Annotated in this window: 24 protein-coding genes; 6 read left to right on the top strand and 18 right to left on the bottom strand. The window is 34.7% G+C overall.

Features of this window, described 5'->3' with window-relative positions; translation table 11 throughout:
* Positions 1-71: 71 nt before the first annotated feature.
* The 7 genes from ACFSW4_RS04835 to ACFSW4_RS04805 all read right to left on the bottom strand — a co-directional run bounded on the left by ACFSW4_RS04835 (position 72) and on the right by ACFSW4_RS04805 (position 7248).
* Positions 72-2306: a penicillin-binding protein gene (locus ACFSW4_RS04835; RefSeq protein ID WP_377327795.1), complete on the bottom strand. Its 2235-nt coding sequence runs from the start codon at positions 2304-2306 to the stop codon at positions 72-74.
* A gap of 13 nt (positions 2307-2319) precedes the next feature.
* Positions 2320-2694 carry a cell division protein FtsL gene (gene ftsL, locus ACFSW4_RS04830; RefSeq protein ID WP_377327793.1) on the bottom strand — a complete coding sequence of 125 codons (375 nt, stop codon included), beginning with the start codon at positions 2692-2694 and terminating at the stop codon, positions 2320-2322.
* 3 nt (positions 2695-2697) lie between these two features.
* Positions 2698-3672: a 16S rRNA (cytosine(1402)-N(4))-methyltransferase RsmH gene (rsmH, locus tag ACFSW4_RS04825; protein ID WP_054751606.1), complete on the bottom strand. Its 975-nt coding sequence runs from the start codon at positions 3670-3672 to the stop codon at positions 2698-2700.
* A 17-nt stretch (positions 3673-3689) separates the two neighbouring features.
* Positions 3690-4121 (bottom strand): division/cell wall cluster transcriptional repressor MraZ, encoded by a 432-nt coding sequence (mraZ, locus tag ACFSW4_RS04820; protein WP_377328137.1) that lies wholly within the window; start codon positions 4119-4121, stop codon positions 3690-3692.
* Positions 4122-4295: 174 nt separating this feature from the next.
* A complete protein-coding gene (gene bshC / locus ACFSW4_RS04815) occupies positions 4296-5918 on the bottom strand; it encodes a bacillithiol biosynthesis cysteine-adding enzyme BshC (RefSeq protein WP_377327791.1) in 1623 nt (540 codons plus the stop codon).
* A gap of 89 nt (positions 5919-6007) precedes the next feature.
* Positions 6008-6382 carry a DUF3397 domain-containing protein gene (locus ACFSW4_RS04810; RefSeq protein ID WP_377327789.1) on the bottom strand — a complete coding sequence of 125 codons (375 nt, stop codon included), beginning with the start codon at positions 6380-6382 and terminating at the stop codon, positions 6008-6010.
* 11 nt (positions 6383-6393) lie between these two features.
* Positions 6394-7248, bottom strand: a complete 855-nt coding sequence (locus tag ACFSW4_RS04805) for a 2-dehydropantoate 2-reductase (RefSeq protein ID WP_377327787.1) — start codon at positions 7246-7248, stop codon at positions 6394-6396.
* A 158-nt stretch (positions 7249-7406) separates the two neighbouring features.
* Here ACFSW4_RS04805 and ACFSW4_RS04800 point away from each other — a divergent pair, with 158 nt between their 5' ends.
* Positions 7407-7886, top strand: coding sequence for an N-acetyltransferase (locus ACFSW4_RS04800; RefSeq protein WP_377327785.1), 480 nt, complete (start codon positions 7407-7409; stop codon positions 7884-7886).
* A 66-nt stretch (positions 7887-7952) separates the two neighbouring features.
* On the opposite strand, the gene ACFSW4_RS04795 is transcribed toward ACFSW4_RS04800, so the two are convergent.
* From ACFSW4_RS04795 to ACFSW4_RS04780, 4 genes are all read right to left on the bottom strand, one after another.
* Positions 7953-8405, bottom strand: a complete 453-nt coding sequence (locus ACFSW4_RS04795) for an RsfA family transcriptional regulator (protein WP_054751621.1) — start codon at positions 8403-8405, stop codon at positions 7953-7955.
* 76 nt (positions 8406-8481) lie between these two features.
* The gene (locus ACFSW4_RS04790) at positions 8482-9243 is read right to left on the bottom strand and encodes an enoyl-CoA hydratase/isomerase family protein (RefSeq protein ID WP_377327783.1); all 762 of its coding nucleotides are present in this window, start codon (positions 9241-9243) and stop codon (positions 8482-8484) included.
* 61 nt (positions 9244-9304) lie between these two features.
* On the bottom strand, positions 9305-9478 hold the full coding sequence (gene rpmF, locus ACFSW4_RS04785; RefSeq protein ID WP_377327781.1) for a 50S ribosomal protein L32: 174 nt from the start codon (positions 9476-9478) through the stop codon (positions 9305-9307).
* A gap of 47 nt (positions 9479-9525) precedes the next feature.
* Positions 9526-10065 (bottom strand): YceD family protein, encoded by a 540-nt coding sequence (locus tag ACFSW4_RS04780; RefSeq protein ID WP_377327779.1) that lies wholly within the window; start codon positions 10063-10065, stop codon positions 9526-9528.
* Positions 10066-10221: 156 nt separating this feature from the next.
* On the opposite strand from ACFSW4_RS04780, the gene ACFSW4_RS04775 reads away from it, so the two are divergent.
* The gene (locus ACFSW4_RS04775) at positions 10222-11433 is read left to right on the top strand and encodes a nucleotidyltransferase (RefSeq protein WP_054751625.1); all 1212 of its coding nucleotides are present in this window, start codon (positions 10222-10224) and stop codon (positions 11431-11433) included.
* A 170-nt stretch (positions 11434-11603) separates the two neighbouring features.
* Here the strand turns inward: ACFSW4_RS04775 and ACFSW4_RS04770 are convergent, their stop codons facing one another.
* Both ACFSW4_RS04770 and ACFSW4_RS04765 read right to left on the bottom strand, forming a co-directional pair.
* A complete protein-coding gene (locus ACFSW4_RS04770; RefSeq protein WP_377327777.1) occupies positions 11604-12626 on the bottom strand; it encodes a SepM family pheromone-processing serine protease in 1023 nt (340 codons plus the stop codon).
* Positions 12616-13407, bottom strand: coding sequence for a patatin-like phospholipase family protein (locus tag ACFSW4_RS04765; RefSeq protein WP_377327775.1), 792 nt, complete (start codon positions 13405-13407; stop codon positions 12616-12618). Before ACFSW4_RS04765 ends, ACFSW4_RS04770 begins: the two co-directional genes overlap by 11 nt.
* A 152-nt stretch (positions 13408-13559) precedes the next feature.
* Between ACFSW4_RS04765 and ylbJ the strand changes: the two genes are divergently transcribed.
* Positions 13560-14780 (top strand): sporulation integral membrane protein YlbJ, encoded by a 1221-nt coding sequence (gene ylbJ / locus ACFSW4_RS04760; RefSeq protein ID WP_377327773.1) that lies wholly within the window; start codon positions 13560-13562, stop codon positions 14778-14780.
* A gap of 39 nt (positions 14781-14819) precedes the next feature.
* Here ylbJ and coaD read toward each other — a convergent pair whose 3' ends face one another.
* Both coaD and rsmD read right to left on the bottom strand, forming a co-directional pair.
* Positions 14820-15302 (bottom strand): pantetheine-phosphate adenylyltransferase, encoded by a 483-nt coding sequence (gene coaD / locus ACFSW4_RS04755; RefSeq protein WP_377327771.1) that lies wholly within the window; start codon positions 15300-15302, stop codon positions 14820-14822.
* Positions 15295-15867 (bottom strand): 16S rRNA (guanine(966)-N(2))-methyltransferase RsmD, encoded by a 573-nt coding sequence (gene rsmD, locus ACFSW4_RS04750; protein ID WP_054751627.1) that lies wholly within the window; start codon positions 15865-15867, stop codon positions 15295-15297. The genes coaD and rsmD overlap by 8 nt, the downstream gene beginning before the upstream one ends.
* A 352-nt stretch (positions 15868-16219) precedes the next feature.
* Between rsmD and ACFSW4_RS04745 the strand changes: the two genes are divergently transcribed.
* Entirely contained in the window at positions 16220-16603 is a 384-nt protein-coding gene (locus tag ACFSW4_RS04745; protein ID WP_054751628.1) for a DUF7147 family protein, read from the top strand.
* 62 nt (positions 16604-16665) lie between these two features.
* On the opposite strand, the gene ACFSW4_RS04740 is transcribed toward ACFSW4_RS04745, so the two are convergent.
* The 3 genes from ACFSW4_RS04740 to ylbD form a co-directional block, all read right to left on the bottom strand.
* The gene (locus ACFSW4_RS04740) at positions 16666-16947 is read right to left on the bottom strand and encodes a YlbG family protein (RefSeq protein WP_377327769.1); all 282 of its coding nucleotides are present in this window, start codon (positions 16945-16947) and stop codon (positions 16666-16668) included.
* Positions 16948-16972: 25 nt separating this feature from the next.
* Positions 16973-17419, bottom strand: coding sequence for a YlbF family regulator (locus ACFSW4_RS04735; RefSeq protein ID WP_377327767.1), 447 nt, complete (start codon positions 17417-17419; stop codon positions 16973-16975).
* A 65-nt stretch (positions 17420-17484) separates the two neighbouring features.
* Positions 17485-17799, bottom strand: a complete 315-nt coding sequence (gene ylbD, locus ACFSW4_RS04730) for a spore coat protein YlbD (RefSeq protein WP_377327765.1) — start codon at positions 17797-17799, stop codon at positions 17485-17487.
* A 199-nt stretch (positions 17800-17998) separates the two neighbouring features.
* On the opposite strand from ylbD, the gene ACFSW4_RS04725 reads away from it, so the two are divergent.
* Together ACFSW4_RS04725 and ytvI are read left to right on the top strand one after the other, a co-directional pair.
* A complete protein-coding gene (locus tag ACFSW4_RS04725) occupies positions 17999-18376 on the top strand; it encodes a YugN family protein (RefSeq protein WP_054751638.1) in 378 nt (125 codons plus the stop codon).
* Positions 18377-18448: 72 nt separating this feature from the next.
* Positions 18449-19507: a sporulation integral membrane protein YtvI gene (gene ytvI / locus ACFSW4_RS04720; protein ID WP_377327763.1), complete on the top strand. Its 1059-nt coding sequence runs from the start codon at positions 18449-18451 to the stop codon at positions 19505-19507.
* Positions 19508-19610 lie beyond the last annotated feature (103 nt).

Below are 19610 nucleotides of genomic sequence, written 5' to 3'. Positions count from 1 at the left end.
ACATCTATGCTTGTATTAAAACTATGAAAAAACGTCTTTATTTAGACCACTGTTTCAATAATCAATCTATTCTATTGTTCATCATTTTCTTCATTGTTAGGCTCATTCGATCCGTTTTCTTTGCTGTCTTCATCATTCGGATTTTGTTGAGGCTGTAGTTCGATCACCAATCTGCTTTCATCGGAAATTTCAGACCCAACCGATAAGTTTTGTTTTGTGACAAACCCTTCACCAACGTAATCTAATCTCATCCCAACGAGCTCAACTAATGATAAGACATCCCTTAGTGTCCACCCTGTAATATTTGGCATCGTCAGTTCACCATTTGTTTTTAAAATAACACGCTTATTCGGGTAGACTGATTTATTTTGTTTAGGAACTGAATCAACAATCTTCTCACCATTTCCTAGTACAGTGACATTTAACCCTTTTTTCTTTAGTTCACTGACCACCTGATTAGCGTCACGTTCATAGATGTCAGTTAACTTAACCGGCTTTGTGACATCTTGAGATTTCTGATCAGGTTCAATTTCAAGGTAATTTAAACTATTGTTCATGACTGTTTTATAAATATATGACGTTGCATCAGATCCCATGTAGCTATACTCAACTTCTGGTTCTTCAACTGCAACATACATCATCAATTTTGGATTGTCTTTTGGTGCCATTCCTATAAATGAATATACATATTTTCCGACACCTTGTTTATAGCCACCACTAGGGGATGGCACCTGAGCTGTACCGGTTTTACCGAACGAAGTATAACCATCTAGTTTATATTCCTGGCCAGTTCCGTCCTCAGATGTGATGACCGTTTCTAGAATATTTCTAACTTGCTTAGCCGTATCCTTTGATATTGGTTTTCCAACCACTTCAGGTTCAGCCTTATAGATGGTTTTTTTACTATCAGGACTTGTTATTTTCTCAGTCACGTAAGGCTTAACCATTTCACCCTCATTGGCAATGGCCGTTGCACCTTTCATGATTTGAATCGGTGTAAAAGTAGAACCCTGTCCTATTGCAGTGTTAATCTGTTCTCTAGGATAATTGTAAGATAATTGACCGACTACTTCACCTTCTAAATCGATTTCAGTTGCCTGATCTAAGTGAAACTTAGACATATAATCTAAATACGTTTCAGGGCCTAATTGTTCCCATAAGATTCTTGCAAAAGCAACGTTAGAAGAATGTTGGACACCTTGATTATATGTAATTGTCCCCCATCCTCTTCCATAGTTGTGGTCTGAGATATAATCGTAATTTTCATTAATTCTCCACCTACCAGATTCATACGTCGCTTGACCGTTATATACGCCTTCTTCAATCGCCGATGCAAGGGTAAAGATTTTCATCGTAGAACCTGGTTCGAAAGGAGTCGAAATGACATCATTGTACCAATTCTTAATATCATCTCTAGTATTCGGGTTAAAAGTTGGTCTGTTACTCATCGCTAACACTTCACCTGTTTGAGGGTTCATAACAGCTGCCACAATACGTTTTGGATTATATTCTTCTTGAACAGACGTCATAGCATCTTCTAAAAACGTTTGGATCTTTTGATCAATCGTTAAGTAGACATTGTTTCCATGTACTGGCTGTTTAATATGCTCTTCAGCATTTAATAATTTAAATCCAAATTTATCCTGTTGTGATCTAATAAAACCATCTTCACCACTTAATTGATCCTCATAACGTCTTTCAACACCATATGCTCCGATCGTTTCATATTTATTCTCTTCCTCATTAAGCTTTTGATCTGTAAACCCAATTACACGGGATGCAAATACACCATTTGGGTAATAACGTTCTGTATCTTGATTAAAATAGATTCCTGGCAGGTCTAATTTTTCAATTTTTTCTTTTTCTTCTTTTGTTAACCCTTTACTATAACGTCCAAATTCAACCTGAAAAGAATCAGTTTCCTTTCCTTTTTGAAGTATTTCTAGCATACGGCTTTGTTCCATCCCGATAACTGGTGCTAATTGATTGGCTGTCTTTTCCAAATCATCAACATGTAAATTAACTGATGAATTTGTGGAATACTCTTCACTTAAGACAGCATACATATTATAAACTGTTTTATTACCAGCTAAGACCATACCTGTTTGGTCATAAATTTCACCACGCTCTGCTTCCATCACGCTACTTGTGTTACGAAATTTTTCTGCATAATCAAGTAAATCGACCGATTGTACTTCACCAGTGATCTGGATGTAAGTAAAACGGCCGATTAAAAATAGAAAAATTAACGTAAATAAGGATATGACTAAAAACGACATCACATTTTTGTAATTTAAGTTTTTCATGGACTTAACACCCTTAGTTTGTTTGAGTCGCTTGTTTTACATTTGAATTCTTTATACTTAGTCCGTGCTTCTCTGCTTCAGCTAAGATTCGACTAGGTTTGCTCAGTTCTTTTACCTCTGCTTGCAGTGCATTGTTTTCAACCTCGACCTGCGCAATATTCGAATCGACTCTCTGAATATCTCGATTGACTGAATCAAGTGAAGAAGAATACTGAACCACAAAAATCATTGTCATAGCAATAATCACGAGTCCAGTTGTATAAAGAAACTTTTCACCTTTTGTAAACCAAGCCTTTTTAACAGAACGTTGCTTTTTAGGTCTTGGGCTTTGTTGTTCTGTTGTTTTATCAGGAATCATTGAATACTTTCTTATTTGTTCTGCCGCCATTGTTTAATTCCTCCTCTGAGTCATTGAATATTGATCTTCCCATTCTTTTACTTTCTCAACAATTCTTAGTTTTGCAGATCTCGATCGTCTATTTTCTTCAAGCTCATCTTCGCTAGGTACAATTGGTTTGCGTGTAATCAGTTTAAAAGGTGGTTCAACCTCATCCGGCATTACTGGAAGATCTTTAGGTATTGGAGGACTAGAACTCCATTTTTTCATTGATTGTTTACAAATACGATCCTCTAAAGAATGAAAGGTAATAACAGCGATTCGACCACCAATACTTACTTGTCTTGCCGCTTGATCTAAAGCTTTTTCAAATACAGCTAATTCATCGTTAACAGCAATTCGAATTGCTTGAAATACTCTCTTTGCTGGATGTCCACCTTTTCTTCTTGCAAAAGCCGGTATACCTTCTTTAATTAAATCAACCAATTCATATGTCGTTTTAATTGGTTGTGCGCTTCGAGCTTTCTCAATCTTTCTCGCAATTTGTTTTGAAAACTTCTCTTCCCCGTACCTTGTAAAAATTCTAACTAAATCTTCAAATGCCCATTCATTGACAACTTCATAAGCACTTAACGTGTTTTCTTGATTCATTCTCATGTCTAATGGCGCATCGTGTTGATAACTAAATCCACGTTCAGCTTCATCTAATTGGGGTGATGAAACTCCTAAATCAAATAAAATTCCATCAACATGTTCTACCCCTAATTCAATTAAGGCCTCACTTAAGTTGGCAAAATTGTCATGAACCAAAGTAATACGATCTTCATAATCGGACAGTACTTGTTTGGCATAATTAATTGCTTTAAGATCTTGGTCAAACGCAATTAACCTTCCCTCTGAAGATAAATGTTTTGCAATTTGACTAGAGTGTCCTGCTCCCCCAAGTGTACAATCCACATAAACTCCATTTTCTTTGATGTCTAACCCCTTGATTGCTTCATCATTTAGTACACTGTAGTGCTCAAACATGCCGGCACCCCTTTGCCTTAAATATCAAAATCCATTAAGTTCTCTGCAATGTCTGCAAAGGATTCTTCTGATTCTTCCACATAGTCTGTCCATTTTTCTTTAGCCCATAATTCAATTCGGTTTGAAACACCGATGACGATACATTCCTTGTCTAAATCTGCAAATTTTCTAAGTGGTGCTGGAATGTTAATTCGCCCTTGTTTGTCAATCTCACATTCAACCGCTCCAGAAAAGAAGAAGCGTGTGAATGCTCGGGCGTCTTTTTTCGTTAAAGGTAATTTTTTTAATTTCTCTTCTAAAACTCGCCATTCTTCTTGTGGGTAAGCGAATAGACAGTTGTCTAAGCCACGTGTTAAAACAAACGATTCACCAAGCCCGTCACGAAATTTCGCAGGCACAATGATTCGTCCTTTTGTATCTATATTATGTTGAAATTCACCCATGAACATAGACTTCGCCCCACTTTTCATTTAGTTTACCACATTCCCCCACTATCTACCACATCATTTCACTATTTTTTCTAAAAAAATTAAAAAAGCATATCCAGAAACTTTCTGGATATGCTTTAATACAGGGTTTTTAGCTATAAATTTGATAGGTGGTAGATGGTGGTGAACAAGTGGTTAAATTTCAACAACTAAATGATCTTGTTCCCATCTTCGTGGAGTGCTCATTAATAAGTTGGGTAATTCTAACCCAAATTCATTCATAAAGTGGATGATGTTCCACATTCTTTCTTGGAGACCACACTCAGGGTAATAATAAGCATTTAACTCCTCAAATTGAGCGATTGTATGCTTGTGTTGATCATTGACTACTTTCATCATACGTTTTTCTAATTTGTTTAGTTCTGATTTAATAATTTTCAAATTTGAATCAGCATATGAACCCAAATCATCTTGGATCTCATAAGCTACTTCCCTTACCGGTTGGTGAAGCGTATCAATATCTTGACTGACTTGATTAATCATTTCCTCTATAGGTGAAGAAGTTTGTCTCTTTAGCCAGTTCATTTTATACCAATTAGTTCCTTCATTAATTACTTGGCTTATATCAATACCAAATCGTTCTAACCATTGTTTATGTTTAGAATCTAAAAATGTAATGGAAAGACGCGGTGTAATGATTGGAAATTGCAAATCAACCTCTTCAAATGCTGGCTTTAAAGCTGACCAGTAGCCAATCTCACCTGGCCCACCTATAAACGATAATACAGGAAAGACCATCTCTTGCATCATAGGTCTGGTCACAACATTGTTACTAAATCTCTCCGGATGATGATCAATCTCGGATAACAACTCATCAGTGCCAAAAGACACCAAGTCATCCTTTGATCTCCATATACCATCTACAACTTCAAGTAACAGCCTTTCACCATTTAAGTGGTAAAAGATGTGTCCATCTTCTGTAGTTGCATCTAAATTGATTTGATAACCTTGGCGATTTAACTCATCAAGTTCGTTTACAACGGATGTTGCTATAGCTTTCTGCTTAGATACGATCTTCTTAAAATAATCTTTCTCTATTTCACGTAACTTTGAATCATTTGAATCCACTAGCACTAGACCGTATTGGTGGAACAATTGGTTAATTAATTTCGCAAAAAAATCAACATAGGAATCATCATGACTATAAGAAGATTTGATTAATTGATATAATTCTTTAGAATAAGATGTTTCATTTAATGTCGAGAATACCTCATCTAGCCAGTTATTTAATTCAGTTACATCAATTTTCCGGCTTGAAACTGGTGTCTTCTCAGGTGAATTGGACTGAAGTTTTAGCTTTTTAAACCTTGAATTTTGATAGGCAAAAATATGATTAATTTCCTCAAAATCGTGATCTTCACCCGCAATCCAAAACACCGGAACAACAGGCTTACCTAAAAATTCTTCTTGTTCCTTTGCTTGAAGTAAAATAGACACAATTTTATTAATCGTATATAAAGGACCTGTTAAAATTCCCGCTTGTTGTCCTCCTATAACAACAACAGAGTCCGAATTTCGAATAGCTTCTATTTGTTTTTTTATTTCGTCAGTTAAACCCCATTTTTCGTTCTGCTCTAACAAGACATCTGCTAACTGGTCACGCTGATAATTTTGACTCATTAAATATTCATAGCGTTTTTTGAAATTCTGTAAATGATATGGATCATAATGAAAATGAGTATAAATGCTTTCTTCACGATTACGGTAATCTTTTATTAGAGATGATTGATTATTAAGTTCAATTGAATGACATTTCATAGACTAATACCTTCCTTTTACGAGCTCACTAGTTCATTCCGTATGTTATTGTATCGAATATTCCATGCATTTTCACTTCATATGTTTTATTATAAATAAGTTATGTAGATTCCAATTGGTAATAATATGGTGTAAGTAATAACTAAAATGATAAATCCTGCTCTCCAAACAACTCTTACGGCCCTCATAATGTTGATTTCTAGTTCTTTACGCCATTGCATCGTGATGACAACTATGACACCTAGCATAAACAATAACAAGAAATACACTATAAAAGACCGATTAAGTAAATTAAATAAAATAGCATTAACTGCTATAAGGAAGAATAAGTTTGATAAATCTGCAGCAAATTTAGTTGATCTGGTTGCCTGCCGCGTCACTTTTTTCATAATTATAAAAAGAATAAAAAACGTTATATAAGGAAAAGTTGCCAGTATAGCAATAAGTGTCGATAAAAAATCCATTACGCTCTCCTTTAATGATTAATTTCTTTAGCTTTAATTAAATGGTACATATTTGACTGAGTCGGAACGTCAATCTTGGATTGTTTCACAATGTATCCATTTATAGACTCGATTTCAGTCGTTCGCTTCATCCTTATATCGACTAACATTGATGAAACATTATTCTTTGTATTATGAGCAACTTCCTGCACCTTTTCCCAGGACTTTTCGCAGTTCATCTCAAGCACTTCAGAAGCTTCCTTAGACAGTTGATAAGCTATTTTCTTTAAATATGGATTGGTGATTACTTGTCCATTCTCTATATCAAACAACGCTGTAAGTGGATTAATAACGCTATTTACAATCACTTTTTCGTTCATAGTTTGAATGATGTCATCATCATAAAAAACAGGAAAATCGGAAGCGTATAGTTGATGTTGAATATGCTTCGCATCATTATGCTCTTGGAAATCACCCACTTTAATCTGACCTAGCCCATTTAATTGAACTTGATGAGAATTGACCTTTGAGACGCCGTGTTCACACACTCCCAACATAATAAAATGATTCAGTTCTTGAATCATTTGTATATGGCTTAAACCATTTTGAATAAATAATAGACACGTTTTATCTAAGCTATTTAATATAGGCATTAGGTATGCTAAATGTGGTTGTTTGACACAGATAATAATCAAGTCATGTTTCTGCAGTCTTTCAATGGTTTTAACACGAATTTGATAGCGATCTTTATTAATTTGAATACCATTCTCTCTTATTTCATTTAGCTGCTTTTGGTTTCTCACATAACCCGTTACATCGTGACGTTCAGACAATTTAGATGAAATGAATAACCCAACGGCACCTAAACCAATAATACCAATATCCATTACATTCACTCCGCATTAGATTCAATACTATCTATTTTATCAGAAAATTGTTAAATGTCCCTTTAAAATTGATCTTACTATTATTAAAGGGCTTCCATTTTCAACACCACCTATTTATATTATAATAAAATTGAGCATGAATAAGGGGGCTTATAGATATGTTAGGCGAGGTAGAACGTTTATTAATCAACTTTAAAACGTTAGAAGAATTTAAAAAGTTTAAAGAATATGGTATTCAAGAATTATCAATGTTAGAAGATTTGCAACACAATATGATCGAAAACAACAGTGAATCCCCGTTTTTTGGTATTTATTATGGTAACTCTTTAGTTGCTAGAATGAGCTTATATCAAGTCGATCAAAAATATGATTACTATTTTGACCCTAAACAAGACTATTTAGAACTATGGAAATTAGAAGTATTGGAGAACTATCGTCACAAGGGTTTTGGTAAAAAACTAGTTGATTTTGCTAAAAGCTTTGGACTACCGATCAAGACTAATGCTCGTATTAATTCCCAAGGGTTCTGGGAAAAGATGGGTTTTCAGCCTGCCAATTATGATATGGAACGTGACTTAGGTCAAAACCCATTTATATGGATGCCTGATGGTGTGGATGAAAAAGTTAGTGAAGAGTAACAAGCAAATTAAATTCCTATACACAAAAACAATCTTCCATCTTTAAAATTAGATGGAAGATTGTTTTTATTTATGTTGTTTACTTTTAACTTCACTAATCTTGTTATATATATCATCGATGATTCGTTCATATCGTTCAATCTGTTGTTTCAATTGCGTATGTTCTGGATCTAAACTTTTATGTTTCGATGTTTCGCCTTGAGTATAGTAAACACCTTTGAGCTGCTCTAATTGATTAATCACTTCATCAAAAGCTTTCATTTTTGGGTATGAAGGGAGTGAACCCGTAGAATCATTGAGCTTCTTACGACTTTGTTTTGCTAAATCAATAGCTTGCCTGTATTGTTTTCTTAAGTTTGCATTCCACCTGAACCCACAAGCCTGAGGGGTTCTTGATAACCGTTCTCCGACTTCCTCAAAAGCTTTCATTTGCGTTTTACCTTCTCGTATATAACGTAATACTGTCTCAGCTAGAAGTAAATCTTCATCTTTCGTCCATGCATCCTGCCTCGTTGACATCACTATACACCCCTTAACTCTATTAACTTTAATAATACTCTATGCAAGTCATTAAGAGGTTAGAAGGATTTGTATATTATTTTTTAGATAAAAATTGCTTGACGGCCCTTTTATGCTCATCTGAAACCCAAAGCTTACTACAAGTTCTCACTTCATCTTCCATTCTTTTTTTCATTAAATTAAGTTCCATGAAATTCAGCCTTTGTTTTTTCCAATGTCTCATTTGTTCAACACTACGATCAATGTATGGCTTCAGGGCTTCATGATTCTCAGAAATGGTTAAGTCATTTATTTCCTTCTGAAAAAATCCTATCGTTAACAGTTCACTAGTTGTTTTGATATCTGATTCAATCATCCATTGAAAAGCATGATTAGAGTTTATACGTTCATACAAAAGGGTACCACCGCCCCAGCCAGTTGCTATTCCTAATTTTCCTTGAATAAAGCCGAAGTCAGCATTAGGTGTAGCAAATCTGAAATCGCATGCAGAAGCCAGTTCGAGACCACCACCTCTTGCTAAGCCATTTAGCCATGCAATGGTTGGAATATGTAAAGTGGCTAATTTGTATATTATTTCTTGCATAGGCTTCAATGTCTTATAAGCTTCTTGTTCAGACATCTCTCCATGAAAATCGTTTAGATCTCCACCAGAACAAAATGCTTTCTCTCCGTTACCAGTGATGATTAAGAATTTAAGGTCATGACGATTAGTCACTTCAGTCAGGTGATTGTCCAGCTCTTTAATTGTATTTTTAGAAATAGAGTTTAACTTGTGTGGACGATTTAATGTAATGACTGCGTACTGTTTTGGGTCAATATAAAGTGAACTTTCAGCCATTGAATTCTCTCCTTAATTATTAATATAAAAAAAGATGCCTCAATGATGAGACATCTCTTCCTTACTTCTCAACTACCTCTTTACCATCATAGTGACCACATGATTTACATACGTGGTGAGGTTTTGTATATTCACCGCAATTTGAACATTCTACCATACCAGGTACATGTAATTTTTTATGCGTACGACGTTGGCGTTTAACTTTTTTAGAAGTTCTTCTCTTTGGTACTGCCATGTGTTACACCTCCCTTAAAGTAATCCCAATTTATAGGGATATTTACATTAATCTTTTTTGTCATCAAAAAATTTTTTTAATGAAGATAAACGAGGGTCTACCTTCTCTTGTTCTTCTTCTTCGTGTTTAGCTTTTAAGTCTAAATGTTCATCTTCTTGAAGAAGATCCCAACCGCTTCCTTCAGAAACGATATTATCCATCGTTGCCTCATCACTATACACTCTTAAAGGAACTTCCAATAAAATATTTTCCTTGATATAAGGCATTAAGTCAAGCACTTCTTGATCAATAAAATGAATATCTTCATCATTTTGAGCTTGATATTCACTCGTAGTAAACTGATCAATAGCTTGAACCGAAAATTCATACGGAACATCAACTAAAGTTCTTGCGCAAGGTAATGTCATCGTCCCTTTGATGGTGTAACGAAATGTATACGTTTCACTACGGACCGATACGTCACCTTTCACATTTACATCTGTAATATTCCTAATATCGTTTTCCATACGTTCTAATTCATCTACGTTAACCGTATCTTCAAAATCATATGGAGCTTCTCGTTTTATTTTTTGTAAGGAAAATTTCATAATATCACCTCAAGGCAACAAGAGTTATTGTAAAAGGAAATGAACCTTTTGTCAATATTTTTTCTTAACACCAACTATTTTAATCAAAATCTGCTTGATTTTATCATCTAATCCTTCTAAATTAGAATTATCAAAGAATTTTAGGCGGTGTTTTAAATGAAAGCATGTGGGCTAATTGTTGAATATAACCCATTCCATAATGGACATGTATATCATGTCGAGCAATCTAAAGAAAAAACAAACGCAGATATTATGATAGCCGTGATGAGTAGTTCATTTCTTCAGCGCGGTGAACCGGCTATCATCGATAAATTCCATAGAACCAAAGCAGCTCTAAATCGTGGTGTTGATCTCGTCGTTGAACTTCCCTTTGCATTTGCAGTTCAATATGCTGATTTATTTGCTAGAGGCGCCATTTTAACATTATCGGAACTAAATGTCGACTATGTGTGTTTTGGAAGTGAAGCTGGTAATATTCAGCCTTTCTTAGAAGGATATGACCACTATCAAAACTATAAAAGCCATTTTACAGACGAGCTTCATAAACAACTAGATCAAGGGCTATCTTTCCCACAAGCTAGCAAAAAAGCGTATCAAACCATCGATTTAGCAACAGGAGAAATTGACCTTGGACAGCCTAATAATATTTTAGGTTTCAGTTATGTTAAGGCAATTAAAGAATTGGGTTCAACTATTCAACCTGAAACAATTAAACGAACTAAAAGCGGCTACCACGATGAAAAGATTGAACATGAGATTGCGAGCGCAACGAGTATTCGTAAAGAAATCATAAAAGACAGATCAATTACAGATTCAGCTTATAAAGCTTTACCAGTTGAAACGATTGAGCACCTAAAAGAATATTTAAATCTAACATCTAACTGGCATGATTGGGAATTATATTTCCCTTATTTACAATTACTAGTACAAACAAAGAGTCACCAGGAGCTAAGACAAATACAAGGTGTCATTGAAGGTTTAGAATATCGTTTAAAACAAACGGTTCAAGAAGCAACAGATTTCCACAGTTGGATGACACTCCTTAAAACCAAACGTTATACATGGACAAGATTACAGCGTATGTTTGTACATCTCTTAACAAATACAACTAAAGAAGATCTTGAGAAATACAGTGAAATGAAGCAAGCTCCTTACACTAGAATTCTTGGTATGAACCAAAAAGGTAGAGAGTACATACAGACGATTAAAAAAGATATGAATGTACCTCTAATTTCAAACATTCAAGAACTTAAGCACCCCATGTTAGTACTAGAAGAAAAAGCTACCGATGCTTATTATATTCCTCACTCACCAAAGGTTAAACAACAACTGAAAAAACAAGAATTAACAGGGCCAATTATTATATAGGGAAACAAAGAGGCTGGGACAAAGTATGTATTAATCTAGAAGAAGACGAATATTAGAGGAGAGATCAATCCCTAATATTCGTCTTCATTTTTTAGCTGCGTCAAAATAACACTCAATATTCGTTTTTTAATAAGTTATCTTTCTTCTGTCCCACCCTCTTAAGCTAATGTCTATTTAGGGTCGATATTTTCTAGATAGTTAACTGCATCTTGAAAATTATCAACGGGAACAACCTTCATGCTAGTTCCGATTTCTTCAGCTGTTTGTTTTGCCACTTCATAATTAGAGCCTTTTATTCCGTCTTCATTAGGTGCAAAAAATATGTCTGCCCCTTCATCATCTGCAGCTACAACTTTTTTATCAATACCACCTATTCTTGAAACATTTCCTTCGTAATCAATTTCACCAGTACCAGCTATTTGATAACCTTTAGTAATATCTTCAGAAGTAAGTTGATCATAAATTTCTAGTGACATCATAAGCCCTGCACTCGGACCACCTATACTACCGCTATCAAATTCTACTTCTGGATTAACTGTCACATCACGATCAGTCACTAGAGATATACCCATCCCAACCCGATCTGGTTCATTGGGAAAGGTTCCTAAATCAAAGGATACGGTTCTTTCTTGGTCGTTCCTAATGATATTAGCTTGAATTTGATCCCCTTTTTGATATGAAGAAATCAAATCAAGAATATCTTGAGATGACTCAACTGGCTGATCATTGATTGCTAAAATTTGATCTCCAGGTTTTAGAGCTCCATCTGCAGGCATGCCATCCACTACACCCATGACATACACACCTTTATATTCAATGTTAATATCTCTACCTGCAGCTTGGTAAGCTACAACCGTCGCTGCTTCTTGTGAAGATTCCATAATATGAAGCTGAGTATCCATATATTCTTCTTGACTGATTCCCTCAGGTCTTATTTTTTCTAAATCATAAATTTCATAATAAGGTCTTATTTTGGCCCATAAATAATAAATAGGTGTTGCTTGTCCGCCTCGAACGGTAACTAAATGAAGCTCTCCTTCACTATCAAATCGATTTTCAACTTCAACTACATCATTTAAAGCATAAATCCCACCGGGTTGATATATATAATAATCTAATTTATAACTTGATAAAAATATAACTGCTAATAATATAAATGCATATAATATTAATTGTTTACGGTTAATTTGCATTAAGACCCTTCCAATCCTCTATAGCTTTTTTGATCGACTGAATATGCTTCTCCGCTTCTTCTTCACCTTTTTCAATTATTTCTTTAATTTGAGAATAGTTACGAGAACTATAAGAATAAACTTCAGGTCTCATGACAATATCTGCATCGACCATTCTGTAATTTGTAATTTCATTTTGCATGATATCAATGCTCTGCATTATAATATCGTATATTGAATACACTTCTGTATTTTGTTCAAATTTTGAACAGTCTACTGCAATAACGATATCTGCTCCCATATCCTTAACAACAGAAACAGGAATTCGATCAATGACGCCCCCATCTACTAATAACCGATCATTAATTTTCTCCGGTACGAATACACCCGGAATTGATATACTCGCACGAACAGCTGAGGCTGCATCACCTTCGTTAAAAATAACTTTCTCCCCTGAATAAATATCTGTAGCAACGATTGACACAGGTGTTTTAAACTCCTCTAATCGTTTATTATATGTAAACATTTTAATATAAGACTTAATTCGTTCACCTTGTATTAAACCCATTTTAGGTACCATGATATCCATAAAATATTTACGTTTGAAAGTTAAGGCCAATTGATACATTTGATCAACGGATTGTCCAGCACCATAAAAAGCTCCTACCAACGCCCCCATACTGCTACCAGCAATATAATCGATAGGAATTTGGTGTTGTTCAAGGACTTTGATTACGCCTAAATGCGAGAAGCCCCTTGCTCCTCCTGACCCAAGTGCTAACCCTATTTTTGGCCGGCTCATGTATTGCCTCCTGTCAAAATTAATAATCTACTATGCATATATACTCGACCTGTTCGCGTATAGTGTAAAGAAACAATCTGTTTTCTTTATCATTTTATTTTACTATGCGATGGTCTATTCGTACAGCTAGGAATGCTATAGGAGGAATACAAGTGTTAAATAAGATTAGGACAATCTTTTATTCAATGAGCACGATATTTTTAGCATTTGCTGTGATCACATTTCCAGATGAATCCCTAGAAGCATCCATAAGAGGGTTGAACTTATGGTTTGAAATTGTATTCCCTTCCTTGCTTCCTTTTTTTATTATAGCAGAATTATTATTAGCTTTTGGAGTAGTTAAAGTAATTGGAATGGTTTTAGAGCCTCTCATGCGACCTCTCTTTAATATACCGGGGTCAGGAGGAGTCGTACTTGGAATGGGATTGGCTAGTGGTTATCCTTCTGGTGCTAAAATTACGGCAAGGTTAAGGCAAGAAGACGTGCTTACCAAAACAGAAGCAGAGCGTTTAGTTTCTTTCACAAACGCATCCAACCCTTTATTTATTTTTGGAGCGATTTCAATAGGCTTTTTTCATGATCCTAAAACTGGATTATTACTTGCAGCAAGCCATTATGTCGGAGCAATTTTAGTTGGGTTTTGCATGAGATTTTATAAATATAATGAAGAGCGTTCCAAACCGAAACATGATGACGAGAGACAATCTTTTATTAAAAGAGCTTGGAATACTCTCCATCACGAACGACTTAAAAAGAATGAACCTTTAGGTCATGTATTAGGACAAGCTGTGTCTTCTTCTATTCAAACTTTAGTTGTAGTCGGTGGATTTATAATATTATTTTCAGTCATAAATAAATTACTATTTCTTACAGGTATCACCCATTACGTTGGGGCCGCATTAGCCCAGTTATTTGGTTTATTTCAAATACCCGAATCTTTATCTTTACCTTTTATTGCAGGTCTATTTGAAATTACACTAGGTGCTCAAATGATTTCACAAACCGATAATTTAACGTTATTAATCCAATTAATTTTTGTCAGTGCCATTCTTGCGTTTAATGGTTTTTCTATTCAAGCACAGGTCGCAAGCATTTTATCAACAACTGACATAAAATTCGCACCATATTTTTTCGCCCGTCTATTACACATTATATTCTCCATTTGGTTAACAATCGCCCTGTTTAAACCGTTGTACTTAAATCGAAACGCATTTTCTCCACATGATATTACAGTTGATTCAGAGGGTAACATTTCTCAGCAATACTTCTGGTATGATATATGGTATTGGCTTGAACAATATGGTTACTTAATCTCACTATCAGCATTAGTCATTGGCTGTTTGTATCTATTATCACGCTTAAGAAAGTCTTAAAATAAAAAAGCCCATAAAACAGAATTTATGGGCTTTCATTTAGGATTGATATTTCTCTTTCAAAGCCTTAGCCACATTTTCTGGAACTAAATCTGATACATCAGATTCATATTTTGCAGCTTCTTTAACAATACTTGAACTTAAGAAAGAGTACTGATTATTTGTCATCATAAAAAAAGTTTCAATATCTTCATTTAACTTACGGTTCATCGATGTAATTTGCATTTCATATTCAAAATCACTTACAGCTCTTAAACCTCTTAAAATTACATCTACATGCTTATTTTTTGCATAATCGACTAGTAATCCCTGACTTACATCACAAGACACATTAGGTAAGTCTTTAGTGGCCTCTTCAATTAATGCTAACCTTTCTCCTACTGAGAATAGTGGTGATTTAGATTGGTTATTAAAGACTGCTACAATGACGTGATCAAAGATTTTAGCTCCTCTTCTAATAATATCTAAATGACCATATGTAATTGGGTCAAAGCTCCCTGGACAAATAGCTGTTTTAGGCATTCCCATCCCCCTTATCATATCGATATATTGTCAGTTCAGTTAAAGAACCATATTCATCTTGCCTTAACATTGTAAATCTTTCAAAAGAATCTGGCAATTTCTCATCCTGTGTGTGTTCACAAATGATTAAACAACCATCTTCCATCAATTGGTGTTCATCTAATTCAATTAATATATCCTTAAAACCTGCTTTTTGATATGGCGGGTCTAAAAATATGTAGTGATAAGTTTTATCTCTCTTTCCTGCAGCTTTAATAGCCCTAAACGCATCATTTCTAAATATTTCACAATGCTTCTCAATGTCAAGGTCTTTGACATTACTTTTAATCGTTTGAATGGCATGATATTGATGGTCAACAAATGTGACCCATTCCATCCCTCTACTAATTGCCTCAATTCCTAAATTGCCACTGCCAGCAAATAAATCTAAGGCCCGTCCGCCTTCAAAAAAGGGCCCAATGATTTGAAATAATGCTTCCTTAATTTTGTCAGTTGTGGGTCTAGTTTTTTTACTAGGCACTGCTTGAATTGGATGACCCTTAAGTGTTCCTGCAATAACTCTCAACGACGATCACCAACTTTTTTTAAATTTTAATGTATAGTTTACCCTCTATTGGCAATAATAGCTTCTAGAACGGAATTTAAGAGGAATCCGTTCGACTCGGAGAAAGTCTTATCATTCCCCATAAGACCTTCTTCCGGTTTCTCCTCTCCCTTTTTGTACTCTCTCTGTTAGAATACGGAGAGTGTGGTTTTTCTTTAATCGTTAGATTGAAGAAAAACCACTTTTTTTATTCATTTTAAAATTCTACACAAGTCGACTACTATTTTATCAAAACGATGCAAGCATGACTATCTTAATTCACAAAATTAATGAAACATGCTACATTTAAGTGGGAATTTGAGGAGGTATGAACATGACACAGCGATTTATAAAACTTGGTGAAGGTTACGGGGATCTTTATGAGTTGTTCACATTAATTGAAGCTATGCCGGAACGAGTTCAAAACCTATTGGCCTTTCATACAATCAAAAATGAAGAAGAACGCACTTCCATTGCGGCAGTATTTAAGCCTACAAATCAAGGGAACTTTCAGCCGATTTATATTTGTTTAGAAGGCATTCTAAAACCAAATGAGGATTCGCCTAATGTACGTTTTGATGCCTTTAAGGAAATTAGTGAACGACTGAACCAGCCCATTATTGAATTAGTCGTTCCACCGTCAGATACTTATCATGAAATTGAACTCTATTATCAACAACTGATTGCCGTTTTAAGATTAAATCATATTATTAAATAACGAGCATTGCCTGGTTCCACCACATTATAAATAAAAAACTGAAGCTGATCAGCTTCAGTTTTTTAGTAAACGCTTTTTATTTCATAATCCGTCTCTTCCTCTATAATTGGAGACTTCTTTTGATAAACTGTATCGACAAATGGCTTATGAGACAAATCAATCCTTTTGACAAAGTTTAAACGATTAATTTGTTCAGTCACTTCTTCAAGCTCTTCTTGATTAACGTAAATTAAAACATACTTCAGTTTCCTTGATGCATAAATCAGATGTCCATATCTTCGAAGCCTTTTTACGTATTTGGGATGTTTGATCCATACAACGATTCCTTGGCGTTTAGTTATCATAAGTACTACCTCATTCCTTACTTGATTAAGAGGCTTGGCAACCACATGAGCCGCCAGATCCACAGCCACAACCAGAACCACTATCTTTTAGGGCTATTCCGTCTCTAGGTGCTTTTATGTTTGGACTAATTGATTGAGCGATAATTTCCGATACATCATCTAACAAGGTTTGAAGTTGCGTTTCAGATTGTTTATAAATCGCAACGGTATCATGCATATCTAGGTCACGCTTCTGTTCCCTAATCTCTTTCATGATTTTACTATAATCAGGGTGGTATCGACCAAACCTTTGGACATCATCATAATGTTCCTTCATCTTAGAAAAATCATCCATGAGCTTTACCGCATCACGGTCTTCGTATAAAGCTTTTTTTCTATTCTTATATACTTTAAAGTCTTCTGACTCTGTAATCATTTTACCAAGTTTCTCAGCTTGCTCTAGTGCTTCAATAACTTCTATATTAGCGAGCATGTACTCACCTCCATATACTTATCTTACCAAAATGAAGGTGAGATTACCAATATCGAATTTGCATGTTAAAAGAAACGTTTTCTTTGGTTATAATGATGATAAGGTCTCTGGTTGCTTTGTTTTTTTAAGAACCCTTGAACTTGATCTATCGNAAGGTCAAATAGGTTCGAAAATTTACCAGTTGAAGGTGATTTACTATCGTCTGGTTCGGTTGGTTCGTATTCATTCCATAATGGATCGCTTTCTCCGTTAGCATGCCAGCGATCGTACAATTCTTGCCAATTATATTTACCACGTCTAACATCATTAACAAGGCCTTGTCTTGTTTGAACGAATTTTTTGAACTCACGTACTTCCTCAGGTAAATCTAAATGGTACATACTTTCATCACCCCTTTTAATACATAAAGATCCTGCTAATACTATTATAATTAGGGGTATTAAAATGTGTTCATTAAATATTCACTTAAATATTTGAATAAAATGTTACACATTAACGATATTTACTTAGAAATAATTGATTAATTGACGGTTTCATAATATGATAAATTTAATGAAACTTATTGTAGAGGTGAAGGAAATGAAATTAGAAAACAATAATATTGAAAACACTGTATTAGACCTCCAACCATTAACATATATCATGGAAAGAAATGGTTTTGTTTTAGCGGGTCAATGGGACTATGAACGCGTCACATATGATTTAAAAATGAACGCTCCTGAAAAAAATATCACGTACTACCTTCGTGTTAGCGGCTATGCCATTGAAGGCGATGTTGATTCAGGTAAAGCAGTTATTAAAATTCTTACACCACTATTAGGTAAGCATCACTACCCTCATGGTGTGGAATACGGAGAAGAAGAAGGGTTTCCAAAGAATGTAGTTGAAAAAGCTGAACGTATTCTTTCAAAAGTGGATGAACAATTGAAACAGTTTATCGAAGAAGAAGCTAAGTAAAGATGTTTGAAGGGCTGTCTATATTTACAGCCCTTCCTATAACATTTTAGTGCGAAAGGGGACTAGGCTTAATTGTTCAAAAATATTACAAAACGACAATGGACCATAGCTCTTTATATATTACTACTCTTAGTACTAGCCTACTTTATCTTACCAATTTCAGTCCCGCTGATTCTTGCATTCTTAACGGCATTAATATTAAACCCATTAGTCCGATTTAACACTAGGCGTTTTGGTATTTCTAGAAAAATCTCGGTCACTATTGTTTTTTTAATATTTATATTAATCCTTGCAACAATTGGTACTTACACAACTACCAAAGTCGTTGGGCAAGTTATAAAACTTACAGAAAATATCCCGTCATACATAAGCGATGTCGAATCTGAATTAACAGATTTTAGAACTAAGTTCGATGCATTTACTGAAGAATGGCCAGATGAGTTCATAAATTCAGTCGAAAAGCGTGTAACTGAAAATTTGACTACTTATGGTCAAACATTACAAGACTATAATTATATTGAAAGTATTACACAGATTTTTATGAAAATACCTGACTTTCTTATAAGTTTACTAGTCTATTTAATTGCATTATTCTTGTTTATGCTCGATTTACCTAATTTAAGGAATAAGTTTTATGGAATGATGACTGAACAAACACAAGAGAAATTTAAATTTATGAACGCTCGAATGTCTTACGTTTTATTGGGCTTTCTTAAAGCGCAGTTTTTAGTAAGTCTAATCATCTTTACTGTCTCACTAATTGGTTTATTACTCATTACTCCTGAAGTTGCATTTATTATGTCGATCATTATTTGGTTAGTAGATTTAATACCAATTATTGGTTCAATTATAATCCTCGGACCATGGTCGTTATATATGTTTATAACAGGAGATCTTGTACTAGGAACGAAATTAGCAGTACTGGCTATCATTTTACTTGCTATTAGACGTACAATTGAACCTAAGGTAATGGGACATCACATAGGGCTTTCTCCATTACCTACATTAATTGCCATGTTCTTAGGGTTACAATTAATTGGCTTTTTAGGCTTTTTCTTAGGTCCATTAGTAGTCATTTTATTTAATTCTGCTAAAGAGGCAGGAATTATAAAGTTTAACACAAAAATTTAGGTTCTAAGTCAAATGTTGGGGTGAGCATACGCTCACTCCTAATTATGTGACTCGAACTTTTATATTTTTATATTGATGATGTAATAATATCTTCAATCTAAAG

The organism is Piscibacillus salipiscarius, assembly GCF_042685285.1.
Lineage (GTDB): Bacteria > Bacillota > Bacilli > Bacillales > Alkalibacillaceae > Piscibacillus > Piscibacillus salipiscarius.
Note: the sequence above shows the minus strand (reverse complement) of the source record. Positions and strands in the feature narration are given on the sequence as shown.